Source organism: Halanaerobium congolense (assembly GCF_004366375.1).
Taxonomy (GTDB): domain Bacteria; phylum Bacillota; class Halanaerobiia; order Halanaerobiales; family Halanaerobiaceae; genus Halanaerobium; species Halanaerobium congolense.
This window is the reverse complement of the sequence record NZ_SOEF01000028.1, coordinates 25,366-37,338: the sequence shown is the minus strand read 5'-3', so window position 1 is coordinate 37,338 and position 11,973 is coordinate 25,366. Positions and strand designations below refer to the sequence as shown.

Genomic DNA, 11,973 nt, shown 5'->3' with positions numbered 1-11,973 from the left:
ACTGTTGGGCTAACAGGATTTTAAGCCTGTGGAGATGGTGGGTTACCACTTCTAAGAAGCAGGAATCCTCGAGGGCTTGCCCCGAGGAGGGTCAAGCAGGATCTGGACTGTCACCTACCTTCAGGATTTATCAGCTGCTCTTTAAAGAAAACTTTTGAGAATCTGGCAGCTATTTCTCAACCAGCAGAAAATACTGTTAACAATACTCTTTTTAGAGTGGTAGAAGATAATTTATCTTAATGGTAGTTACAAAAATTTCTAGAAGCATATGTATAGCCTAAATCCAGGTGAGATCTACCACGATGTTTTCTGTTTTTTGCTATTCAATTATATCAGAAACGGGGCGTTCATGCTGTTTTTTTGCTAAATAATATTGAATTTTCAAGGAGCAAAAGCACTTTTATATGTGCGAAGTTTGAGTTATTTATTTTCAATTTAATATTTTTAAGAATTATTAATTTATTATAAAATTTTCCAACAGGAGGAATTTGAGATGAAAATTGCAGTTATCGGTGCTGTTGCAGCAGGTACAAGTGCTGCTGCTAAAGCTAGAAGAACCAATAAGGATGCAGAAATAGTCATTTTCGAAAAAGGAAGAGATATTTCTTATGCTGGCTGTGGCCTTCCATATTATATTTCTGGAGTCACACCTTCACGCTATAATGTAGTGATGAATACGGCTCAGGATTTTGAAGAAAAATATAAGGTTGATGTTCGTTTAGAACATGAAGTAACTGAAATAGACAGTGATGAAAAAATACTTTATTATCAGAATTTAGTAAATGGAAAAGAAGGTGGGTACGAATTTGATAAACTGATTATTGCTACCGGTGCAGCACCAATTAAACCACCATTTGAGGGAATCGATTTAGAAAACATTTTCACACTCAGATCTGTGGAAAGTGCTGATCAAATAAAAGATGCTGTAAAAAGAGATGATGTTAAGAGGGCGGTAATCATTGGAGCCGGTCTAATTGGATTAGAAATGGCAGAATCCTTCAGTGAATTAGGAATGGATGTTACAGTTATTGAGCTTGAGGATCAGGTACTGCCACCATTCAGCAAAGAAATGGCAGGCCTGGTGGAAGACCATCTAAAAGAAAAAGGTGTTGAGTTAATTTTAGGTGATGGTGTTGATCATTTTGAAGGTGAAGGAAAAGTGGCAAAAGTTGTAACCGGATCCGGCAGAGAAATTGAAGCAGACCTAGCTCTTTTATCAATTGGAGTTAAGGCAAATTCAAAGCTGGCAGAAGCAGCTGGGATTGAAGTTGGAGATACTGGTGCAATTAAAGTAAATGAAAAGCTGGAAACCAACATCAAGGGTATTTATGCTGTCGGTGACTGTGCCGAATCAAAAGATTTATTGACAAATAAAGATGTCTGGGTACCACTGGGATCAACAGCTAATAAGCAGGGAAGAACTGCTGGAGAAAATGCAGCTGGAGGAGAAGCAAAGCACTATGGAATTTTAAAAACTGGGATTACCAAAGTCTTTGATCTAACAGTTGCTAAAACCGGTCTGGATTTAGAAGAGGCAGAGGCTGAAGGAATTAATGCAGCTGCAGTTAAAGTCAAGGCCCATAATCATGCCAGCTACTATCCCGGAACTGATGATATCCACTTAAGAGGTATTTTTGACAGAAAAAACGGAGTAATTGTCGGAGCAGAGGTTATTGGCGGAGATGGCTCAGATAAAAGAATTGATGTTTTAGCAGCTGCCATTTATAACCGCATGACAGCTAATGAACTTTTCCAGGTTGATCTTGCTTATGCTCCACCATTTTCAGGCCCGAAAGATGCTGTAGCTATTTTAGGAATGGTAGCTGAAAAGAAATTATAATTTTGTTCTTTGACTGCTGATCTGTTATAATAAATAGTAATAAAGTGTTTCACTATACTTTAATAAATTGTAACAGGAGTGAAAACTATGGCTCGTCCAACAAAAGATAGAATTATAGAAAAATTACCAGAGATAAGATTTTTTAAACCAGCAGGAGTTCCGGCTCATCAGTTAGAAACAGTTGAAATTACTATGGAAGAGGTCGAATCACTGCGTTTAAAGGATGTGGAAGGTTTAACTCAGGCAGAAGCGGCAGAACTAATGAATGTTTCTCGTCCGACTTTTCAGCGAGTTTTAACTTCTGCTAGAAAAAAAGCAGCAGAAGCTTTAACCTGTGGTAAGGCAATTAAATTTGAGGGTGGGGATTATAGATTGGTAAAACCAGGTCACTGTCCGGAATGCGGCAAGAAATTGGGAAGAAATAGAGCCCATCGACATGGTAAAAGAAGGAAAGTAGAACCCTGTCGGGATTGTGTTGATAATGATAAGGGTGAAAATTAAGTTTTTCAGTTAACTTTAAGCTATTTTTAACCAGACTAAAGATATTTCTGATAGTTTATCGCTTAAATAATTTAAATAGATAATTTAAAAGGAGGAGCAGAATGAAAGTGAATGTAGATTGGCGGGGAGGATTAGAATTTAATAATCATTTCCCTTCAGGACATGATTTAACTGTTGATTCAGCCGAAGAAAGTGGAGGTCAGAATAAGGGACCTCGACCGATGGAACTGCTGCTCGGTGGCTTAGCGGGATGTACTGGAATTGATATAGTTTTAATTTTAGATAAGATGAAAACTGAATTAGAAGATTTTGAGATGGAAATCGAGGCCGAAAGAGCAGAAGAAGCTCCAAAGCGTTTTACTAAAATCCAAATTAAATATAAATTAAAAGGTAAAAAACTGGATGAAAAGAAAGTTGAGAGGGCAATAAAACTTTCTGAGGAAAAATACTGTTCAGCCAGCAACTCACTTAACGCAGAAATAACTTCAACTTATGAGATTGAGCAGACTGACTAAAAAAAATTAAAACTTCATTGACAAGCAGCTCAACTTTATCTATAATAATAAGTGGAAATAAAATAGATTATTATTTTAAAAATTAATAAAAACTAAATAGACCTCATATAATTGTGATGATATGGTTCACAAGTCTCTAGTGTCAGCCGATAACTGACAACTATGGGGGAATTGAATTAGCTATTTATATGGCTAATTTATTACATGTATGTAATTCATGTTTTATCTTAATGGGCAGATTAACCTGAGAAGATAGATTCCTTGTAGTTGGGGTATCTATTTTCTCAGGTTTTTTTATTTAATCTGAAAATGGTGGATTTTGTTCTATTTTAATTTATTTTTTTAAAAAATTAGGAGGGTATTTATTTTATGAGCAATAATGGGAGTTTAGAAAATTTATTTAAACTGCAGGAAAATAATACTGATGTGAAAACAGAGGTGATTGCTGGATTTACAACCTTTATGACAATGGCGTATATTATATTTGTCAATCCAACTATTTTAAGTGATGCAGGTATGCCTTTTGATGGAGTTTTCATTGCAACTATCATGGGTGCAGTTTTAGGTACAATGGCAATGGCCTTATTGAGTAACTATCCTTTTGCACTTGCTTCTGGGATGGGCCTTAACGCATTTTTTGCTTATTCTGTAGTTATTGGAATGGGAGTTAGCTGGCAGGCAGCACTTGGTATTATATTTTTAGAAGGTGTTATTTTTATTATTTTAAGTGTAACACCAGTTAGAGAAATGATAGTCAACAGTATTCCTATGGCCTTAAAAACTGGTATCAGTACCGGTATTGGACTTTTTATAGCTTTTATTGGTCTGCAGAATGCAGAAATAGTTGTTAATAATGATGCTACTTTAGTTGGAATGGGTAATCTATTAGAAGGATCAGCTCTTGTTGCCTTATTTGGTTTAATTTTCACAGGGATTTTACATGCTAAAAAGGTAAAGGGAGCTTTGCTTTGGGGTATTTTAGCTTCTACAGTATTTGGTTGGTTTAATGGAGTTACCCCTGCTTTTAATGGAGTAGTTGCCATGCCTAAGATGTCAGATTGGTCAGGTGTATTATTTCAGCTGGATATTGGGGCAGCTTTAAATGTAGGAATGATCGGAGTTATTCTTTCTTTCCTCTTTGTTGATATGTTTGATACAGCAGGAACTCTGGTTGGAGTTAGTCAGCAGGCCGGTTATATTGATGAAAACGGTGATCTGCCAAAGGCAAGTCGCGCTCTTTTAGCAGATGCTATTGGTACCACAGGGGGAGCTTTATTTGGAACAAGTACAGTTACTACTTATGTTGAATCAGCATCTGGGGTAGCTGAAGGTGGAAGAACAGGTTTAACAGGTGTAGTTGTTTCTATTTTATTTTTCCTTTCCTTATTCTTTAAACCTTTAATTGCTATAGTTCCCGGAGCAGCAACAGCACCAGCTTTAATTATAGTTGGAACAATGATGATGACTAATATTACAGCACTGGACTGGGATGACTTTACAGAAATTCTGCCTGCTTTTATTGCAATGATTGCGATGCCTTTAACTTATTCAATTTCTAATGGTATTGCTCTTGGATTTATTGTTTATCCTTTAGTTAAACTATTTACAGGTAAAGGTAAAGATGTTCACTGGTTAGTCTATGTTTTAGGTGTAGTCTTTGTATTCTACTTTGTTTTCCATTAATCAAAATTAAGACTGCAGATAAAAAGAGCAGGCCCGCTTTTAAATAGGGGTCTGCTCTTAACTATTTTTTGAGATAATTTATTTTACTTTTTAAAGTTAGTTTTTCTTAAAAATCTAATTTATTCTTCAATCCCGGTGAGCTTCAGCATACTCTGGTAGCTTAAAGCTCCAAAAGTTTTTTCAACAATTATTCCATCTTCATTTAAAATATAGGTGGTCGGTATTGCTCTTATAAGGTAATTTTGAGCAGTTTTTTTATCAATATCTAAAAGTACCGGTAAATTCAATTTATTTTCCATTATGAAATTAGCAGCTGTTGATTTGCTTTCACCAATATTGACTGCCAAAACAGCAACCTCAGCTCCGTATTTTTGGTTCAATTTCTCCAGATCCGGCATTTCTGCTCTGCAGGGAGGACACCAGCTGGCCCAAAAATTTAGAAAAACTTTTTGGCCGCGGTAGTCACTCAAATTAACTTTCTGATCATTTAAATTCGTTAAGCTAAAATCAGGAGCCTTCATCCCAATTTCTGTACCCACTTCTGCTGCTCCAGCAGTTGACTGCTGCAGATTAATTAACGAAAATCCTGCTATCAATAAAGCTGTTATTAAAAATACTGAAATTTTTTTCTGCATTTTTTCCCTCCAATTAAATTCAAAGTTATTGAGTTAATATCTATTATATAAGTAAAATACTCAAATTTCCAGTTTTTAATCGTATTTTCAGAAAATAATTTAGCTGAGCTGAAGTTAGAGTACTTTTGAATAATTTTTCTTTTCATTCTAATTATCTATGATAAAATATAAATAAGAGAAAATTTGGACTAATACAGAAGAATTAATTCAAAAGCAACTCAGAACTAATTTAGAAAATATAACTAGGAGGTTAATAATTATGATTAATCTATCAACACTCAGAAAACCTGAGCTGGCAGAAGAGGGATGGCGGAAAATTCAGTGGGTGGCTGATAAGATGGATATCTTAAATGAAATTTTAAAAGAACATCAGGCTTCACAGCCGCTGGCAGGAAAAACGGTAGCAATCTGTCTCCATTTAGAAGCTAAAACTGCCTATATGGCTTATGTAATCAGTCAGCTGGGAGCAGATGTAGCAATTGCCGGCAGCAATCCACTTTCCACCCAGGATGATGTAGCAGCAGGGCTGGCAGCTCATGGAGTTATGGTTCACAGCTGGTATGATGCAACTCCGGAAGAATATAAGGAGCATTTAAATAAGGTTTTAAATATTGAGCCGGATCTAATTATTGATGACGGTGGAGATATGGTTGAGACTTTACATACCGAGCGCAGAGAGCTTTTAGAAAATATTATCGGCGGTGCAGAAGAAACAACCACCGGGATTCACCGTCTGGAAGCAATGGAAAGTGAGGGAACTTTAGCTTTTCCCATGATGGCGGTTAATGATGCTAAATGCAAATCCCTTTTTGATAATCGCTATGGTACAGGTCAATCTGTCTGGGATGGAATTATGAGGACCACCAACTTGGTAGTTGCTGGGAAAACTGCTGTGGTAGCTGGTTACGGCTGGTGTGGAAAAGGTGTGGCCATGCGGGCCAAGGGCCTCGGTGCCAGAGTAATAGTCACTGAAATTGATCCAGTTAAAGCAAGTGAGGCCTGGATGGATGGCTTTGAAGTAATGCCGATGCGGGAAGCTGCCAAAAAGGGAGACTTTTTCATCACAGTTACCGGATGCAGAGATGTGATAGATGAAGAAGACCTAAAAGTAATGAAGGATGGAGCAATATTGTCCAATGCAGGCCACTTTGATGTTGAAGTTTCCAAACCAGACTTAAATAGACTGGCAGTAGAGGTTAGTGAAGCGCGAAAAAATATCAGGAAATTTGAAATGGCAGATGGGAGAAAAATTTATCTTTTAGCTGATGGTCGTTTGGTTAATTTGGCTGCTGGTGATGGGCACCCTGCAGAGATTATGGATATGACCTTTGCTTTACAGCTGTCTTCACTGCTTTATTTAAACCACAATCAGAATTTGGATGCTCAAGTATATAATATACCGGATGATATTGATAATATGGTAGCAGAATACAAACTAAAGTCTTTAGAAATAGAGATTGATCAGCTGACAGAAGAACAGGAAGCATATATTAACAGCTGGGAGAATTAAGATATATATAGGTACCAGGTACAAAAAGGCCTTTTTGTACCTGGTACAAAAGAAATAAGTCACAAAAGAAATAAGTCACAAAAAATGAGAATTGAGGAGAATAATAGCAGAAATGAAATTAAAGTATGGTAGAAAAGAGTTGGAATTTGAAATTGAGAGCAGCAGAGTAATTGATATATTAACAGCAGATGAAAAAACAGGAATAAAGGATCCAGAAGCAGCAGTGGAAGCAGCTCTGACAAGTCCAATAGCTACCGCAGCTCTGGCGGATCTTTTAGCAGCTAAGGAAATTAATGAGCTGGTAATTGTAGTTAATGATGTAACCCGCTATACTCCTTATAATTATCTGCTTCCACCTCTACTGAAAACTATTGCTGAAGCGGGAATTAAAAAAGAACAGGTGACATTTATTGTTGCCACCGGAGTTCACAGCCCTCATTCGGCAGCTCAAAACAGGGAGATATTTGGTGAGGCAGCTGCTGAATATGAGTTTGTTTACCATAACTGTGATCAGGATTTAAGCGACTTAGGTCAGCTGAGCACCGGGAATCAACTGCTGCTGAATAAAAGAGCAGCTGAGGCAGATTTTTTAATTACAACTGGGGTAATTTTACCCACTACATGGCCGGCTTTTCTGGTGGCCGTAAGTCAATTTTACCCGGAGTAGCAGGTCGGAAAAGTATCGAAAATAATCATGCGATGATGGTTGAAGTGACAGCAGAAAATCCTGCCTTAGAAGATAATCCGATCAGCCGGGAGATGTTTGAGGCGGCAGCTAAAGTTGGAGTTGATTTCATACTCAATGTTGTCACTAACAGCAGCCGCAAAATAGTCCAGGTCTGTGCAGGTGATTACCGTCAGGCCTGGGAAGCTGGGATTGCAGCCTCAGCCGAGATGTATCATCTACCTCTGGCTGAAAAAGCTGATGCTGCTCTGGTCAGTTCAGGTGGCTTTCCTCGTGATATAAATATCTATCAGGCACAAAAAGCTTTAGATCACGCAGATCATGCTGTTAAAAAGGGGGGAACGATCATCTGGGCTGCAGAATGTTCTGAAGGCTATGGTGAAGAATGCTTTAGAAAATGGATGGATCAGGCAGCAAAACCCGAAGTAAATATTGAGCGGATTAAAGAAAAATTCGTACTAGGTGGTCACAAAGCTTTTGCTGTTTCTAAGGTGGCAGCTGAAAAAGAAATAATTTTAATTTCCAGCCTGAGCCGAGCTGAGACAGAAAATATTTTTGCTAAAAAGATGAATAGTCTTCAGGAAGCAGTTGAATATCTAGAAGAAAAATATTACGGAAACTATAAAAGCTATATCCTGCCTCAGGGAAGTTTAACAGTGCCTATAGTGGAGTCAAAATAAATTAGATTTGACGTAATGATTCAATGAATTGGAGGTAAATAAATGAAAATAGCAGCATTTAAAGTAGAAGAGTGGATGAACGAGTATGAGGTGGATGCTGAATATAATATTGCAGAAACCTGTGTAGAATCCTTAACAGTTGAGGAACTGCTGAATCTGGCTGATGACCCGGAGCTCAGATTGGAAGAAATAAAAAAGATGCAGCTGACTTATGGTGATATTAAAGGTTCAGCAGGCTTTAAAAAGGGAGTAAGTTCACTTTATCAAACAATTGAGCCACAAAATATCTTACCATCACACGGAGCTATTGGGGCTAACTTCCTGCTGCTTTACTCTCTGGTGGAAGCGGGAGACCAGATAGTTTCAGTTTTTCCAACCTACCAGCAGCTGTATTCAATCCCCGAGTCTTTTGGAGCAGAGGTAAAAAAATTAGAACTGCAGTATGAAGATGGATTTCTGCCTGATCTGGAACAATTAGAATCTCTGCTCAGTGAGCAGACAAAGCTGATAGCGATTAATAATCCCAATAATCCCTCAGGTGTGGTAATGAACAAAGAAATTTTAGAAAAAATAGTGGAAATGGCTCGTGCAGTTGATGCCTATATTTTAGCAGATGAGGTTTACCGCGGATTTGATCTTGAAGAGGAGATTCCCTCAATTGCTGATCTTTATGAGAAAGGGATTAGTGTTGGTAGTATGTCTAAGATCTTTTCGCTGGCTGGTTTGAGAGTTGGCTGGATAGCTGGTCCGGAAGCTGTAATTGAAAACTGTCAGCTCCACCGAGACTATATTACTATTTCAAATCCGATGATCTCTGATTATCTTTCGGTAGTTGCCCTGGAAAACAAGGAAAAACTGCTGCAGAGAGATCTGAAAAAGGTAAAAAAACAGCTAGAAATTGTTGACAGTTGGGTTGAACAGGAAAATCTGGTAGAGTATATTAAGCCTAATGGAGGCACTACCGCTTTTATTAAATATAATTTGGATTTAGATTCTGAAACTTTTGCTAAAAAGCTTTTTCAGGAAAAGGGAGTTTTAGTTGTGCCTGGAATTGCTTTTGGTAGAGAAAATTTTATTAGAATTGGTTTTGCTGGTAATGAAGAAGAATTAAAAACAGGTTTGGCACTGCTGAAAGAGTTTTTACGGGAACAGGTGTAACTACCGGTGTGCTCAATTTAATTTTGGAATTGTAATCAATAATACAGAAAGTTATTTCTATAGATGATAATTTATAATTAGTAAATAAAAATTCGGATTAATAATTTACAAGTTGAAGAAGAAGTATTATAAAAAATGTGATCAAACAGATAAGCTGATCAGGATTATTCTAGATATTTTTCTCCTCTCAATATTTTTTTTGAAATTAATTCTGAGTTGTAAACTATGAATTTTATAAAGTATATTTAAATTAAAGTTATGGCAAAGATAATATTCAGGAGGTATTTAAAAATGACAAAATTATTAGTCACATATTATAGTTCTTATGGCCACATGTATCAAATGGCTAAGGCAGCAGCAGACGCAGCAGCAGAAAATGATGATTATGAAGTTAAATTACGTAAGATTCCCGAACTAGAATCAGCTAGAAAAGCAATGTCAGCTCAGGATGCTTATGTTCAGGCACAGGAAGCTCAGGCAGATGTAGAAGAAACTACTTTAGATGATCTAAAGTGGGCTGACGGAATAGTTTGGGGTATTCCAACTCGTTTTGGAAATATGCCGGCACAAATTAAACAGTTTTTAGATACTGCTGGTGGTTTATGGGCTGAAGGTGCACTAGAAGGGAAAGCAACTGGTATTATGAGCAGTACTAACACTCTTCATGGTGGTCAGGAAAGTACTATTTTAACATCCTTAATTCCACTGCTTCACTTTGGTATGATTTTTGTTGGTTCACCTTATAGCGAAAATCCTGAACTAAACAAATACAAAACTCAGGGTGGAACACCTTATGGTCCTTCTACTGTAGCTGGTGATGGCAGCAAAATGCCAACAGATGGCGATTTAAAAATGGCAGGAAGACTCGCTAAAAGAGTAGCTAAGGTAGCTAGTGGTATTAAAGAAGTTTATTAATTAAGCAACCAATTCTTATTCCAATATATTCTAAAAGCCCTGGCCTCAGCAGCTGGGGTTTTTTCATATCATAAATGGACTTTGGAACTCAAATGCCGGTTGGCAGACCGATGGAAGAGCCAGATGAAAAAGAATTTGAACCTGTTGAAAAAATAATAAAAGTCTATAAGGATTACTTGTATTTCAAGCCAAAAATAATAAATATTTTAATTTAACAGCCTTTCTAAAATTGGAGGCTGTTTTGCTTTTTTATTTAATGAAAATGGTATATAATTTAATTAACGAGGTGGCCATAGGGATTCAAAAGTTCCTGGAACTATTATTAAAAAATATAAATTAATAAAGTTGGAGAGGGTTTTATGGATCGAGCAAATACTGGTTTAAATGAACGCCTAAAAAAGACAAAAGCAATAGCAGAACTGGGACAGGGGATGGATGCAGGTAGCTTAAACGAATATTCCCACCAGATCTCTCTTTATCTTCTGCTAAAAGTTTTTAAGCGTGAGATAAATAATAACGAGCAGCGGAGCCGCAGTGATTTACTCCAGCTGACAGTTGAAATTTTAAAAGAAATGCGTTTAGAAATAAATATGGAAGAAGTCGAAAGACTGGTAGATGGAGTTCTCTACTCTGGGGATCCCAAACAGCAGTCATATTTTCATGTCAAAATTTATGATGAGACTGCCGGTGACTTTAAAGATTTTAAATACCGCTATTTAATTCCGGACCGGGAGGCCTCAAACTGGCAGGAAGGTGGGAGCACAGTCTACAGGCTCTCTGAGATTTCACAGGAGATAATTTTTATTACCAGGGAAATTCTGCAGGAATTCGGTTTTGACTTAGAGCAGTTCTACACTCTGCAGCTGATTAAAAATGGTAATTTTAAAGAAGCAAAGGGCAGTGTCAGCAACTTAATTGCCCGGGTCCGTAATCTGATCAAAAAGGAAAAGGACTGGCGGGAGGATATACTGCGCAACCCGGGGTTGATTTTTTCTGCCTATAAAGAACGGCGCCGGCGGACAGAGGCCGAGGTCAGAGAACAGTTTAAAGAAGAAAAGAAAGTTTTCAGTGATATCTTTGTCTGGCGGGATAGACTTGATACTTTTGAAAATGCTGATCAGAAAGAAGGAGAACTCTTATTTGAAGAACTGGAGCGGGCAAGGTCCCTCCATGATTATCTGGCAGAGCTCACAGTTTCCAATTTATCACTGGAGCTGCAGCTGCGGCGGGAAAATCCCGATATTTTCTGGCAGACTTCGCGCTTGAGTTTCAAAAAAGATTTCTGGCAGAATACAGTACTTAAATCAGGACTACCCCAAATCGATGATTTAGAAAAAATGCTGAATCCACTTTTTTCACCGGAGCAGGACTTTATTTTTCCTTTAGATTGGGCCTGGTCAGAACAGCAGCTTTACAGTTATCTCGAAGAGAGTGAAGGCGAAATAGCAACTCTGGAAATTGAGTCAGCACCGGAGCGGGAAATAGACTGGGGGCTGGTGGTTGAACTCTGGCAGCATGTTTTTACTGAGCTTTTTAAAAAAGGAGAATTTAAGCTGTCAGCATTAAATAAGCTTAGTCCAGAGCAGAAGGAAAAATGGCTCAGTCAACAGCTTAATCTGGAGCTGTTTATGATGTTTATTATTACCGATATCAAACTTAAAATTGTGGAAGAGTATCCGGGCCTGGATGAACGGCTGCTTTTATTCAATAAGTTAGTAAAAGTCGAGCCTGAATTAGCTGAACTGGAAGGCAGAAAAATTTCTGCCAGGCTGACAGGCAGCAGTAAAAAAGTAAATTTACTTGATCAGTTTATCATCTCACCCTATAAAATTTATCTGGAGGAAGATTAAA

General features: G+C 37.6%; 11 protein-coding genes, 1 pseudogene and 1 riboswitch. Of the genes and pseudogenes, 11 read left to right on the top strand and 1 reads right to left on the bottom strand.

Features of this window, described 5'->3' with window-relative positions; translation table 11 throughout:
* Positions 1 to 493 precede the first annotated feature (493 nt).
* The 4 genes from C7954_RS10165 (at position 494) to C7954_RS10150 (ending at position 4,539) form a co-directional block, all read left to right on the top strand.
* Positions 494 to 1,840 (top strand): FAD-dependent oxidoreductase, encoded by a 1,347-nt coding sequence (locus C7954_RS10165; protein ID WP_073160496.1) that lies wholly within the window; start codon positions 494 to 496, stop codon positions 1,838 to 1,840.
* Positions 1,841 to 1,927: 87 nt separating this feature from the next.
* On the top strand, positions 1,928 to 2,341 hold the full coding sequence (locus tag C7954_RS10160; RefSeq protein WP_073160494.1) for a DUF134 domain-containing protein: 414 nt from the start codon (positions 1,928 to 1,930) through the stop codon (positions 2,339 to 2,341).
* A gap of 101 nt (positions 2,342 to 2,442) precedes the next feature.
* Positions 2,443 to 2,856, top strand: a complete 414-nt coding sequence (locus tag C7954_RS10155; protein ID WP_073160492.1) for an OsmC family protein — start codon at positions 2,443 to 2,445, stop codon at positions 2,854 to 2,856.
* An 83-nt stretch (positions 2,857 to 2,939) separates the two neighbouring features.
* A riboswitch (purine riboswitch) is annotated at positions 2,940 to 3,039 on the top strand.
* A 186-nt stretch (positions 3,040 to 3,225) separates the two neighbouring features.
* Positions 3,226 to 4,539, top strand: a complete 1,314-nt coding sequence (locus C7954_RS10150; protein WP_073160490.1) for an NCS2 family permease — start codon at positions 3,226 to 3,228, stop codon at positions 4,537 to 4,539.
* A gap of 119 nt (positions 4,540 to 4,658) precedes the next feature.
* Here C7954_RS10150 and C7954_RS10145 read toward each other — a convergent pair whose 3' ends face one another.
* Positions 4,659 to 5,174, bottom strand: coding sequence for a TlpA family protein disulfide reductase (locus tag C7954_RS10145; protein WP_134059907.1), 516 nt, complete (start codon positions 5,172 to 5,174; stop codon positions 4,659 to 4,661).
* Between the two features lie 259 nt (positions 5,175 to 5,433).
* Between C7954_RS10145 and C7954_RS10140 the strand changes: the two genes are divergently transcribed.
* The 7 genes and pseudogenes from C7954_RS10140 to C7954_RS10120 all read left to right on the top strand — a co-directional run bounded on the left by C7954_RS10140 (position 5,434) and on the right by C7954_RS10120 (position 11,972).
* The gene (locus C7954_RS10140; protein WP_073160486.1) at positions 5,434 to 6,684 is read left to right on the top strand and encodes an adenosylhomocysteinase; all 1,251 of its coding nucleotides are present in this window, start codon (positions 5,434 to 5,436) and stop codon (positions 6,682 to 6,684) included.
* Between the two features lie 112 nt (positions 6,685 to 6,796).
* A pseudogene (locus C7954_RS13930) lies at positions 6,797 to 7,335 on the top strand (lactate racemase domain-containing protein); the annotation flags it as partial.
* A 48-nt stretch (positions 7,336 to 7,383) separates the two neighbouring features.
* Positions 7,384 to 8,049 (top strand): nickel-dependent lactate racemase family protein, encoded by a 666-nt coding sequence (locus C7954_RS13925; protein WP_476729748.1) that lies wholly within the window; start codon positions 7,384 to 7,386, stop codon positions 8,047 to 8,049.
* Positions 8,050 to 8,091: 42 nt separating this feature from the next.
* Complete coding sequence (locus tag C7954_RS10130) at positions 8,092 to 9,207, top strand: aminotransferase (protein ID WP_134059905.1); 1,116 nt, start codon at positions 8,092 to 8,094, stop codon at positions 9,205 to 9,207.
* 291 nt (positions 9,208 to 9,498) lie between these two features.
* Positions 9,499 to 10,122 carry an NAD(P)H:quinone oxidoreductase gene (wrbA, locus tag C7954_RS10125; protein WP_089656085.1) on the top strand — a complete coding sequence of 208 codons (624 nt, stop codon included), beginning with the start codon at positions 9,499 to 9,501 and terminating at the stop codon, positions 10,120 to 10,122.
* Positions 10,123 to 10,196: 74 nt separating this feature from the next.
* Complete coding sequence (locus tag C7954_RS13700) at positions 10,197 to 10,337, top strand: hypothetical protein (RefSeq protein ID WP_166635504.1); 141 nt, start codon at positions 10,197 to 10,199, stop codon at positions 10,335 to 10,337.
* A gap of 144 nt (positions 10,338 to 10,481) precedes the next feature.
* Positions 10,482 to 11,972, top strand: coding sequence for a hypothetical protein (locus tag C7954_RS10120; RefSeq protein ID WP_073160478.1), 1,491 nt, complete (start codon positions 10,482 to 10,484; stop codon positions 11,970 to 11,972).
* The last annotated feature ends 1 nt before the right edge of the window (position 11,973 follow it).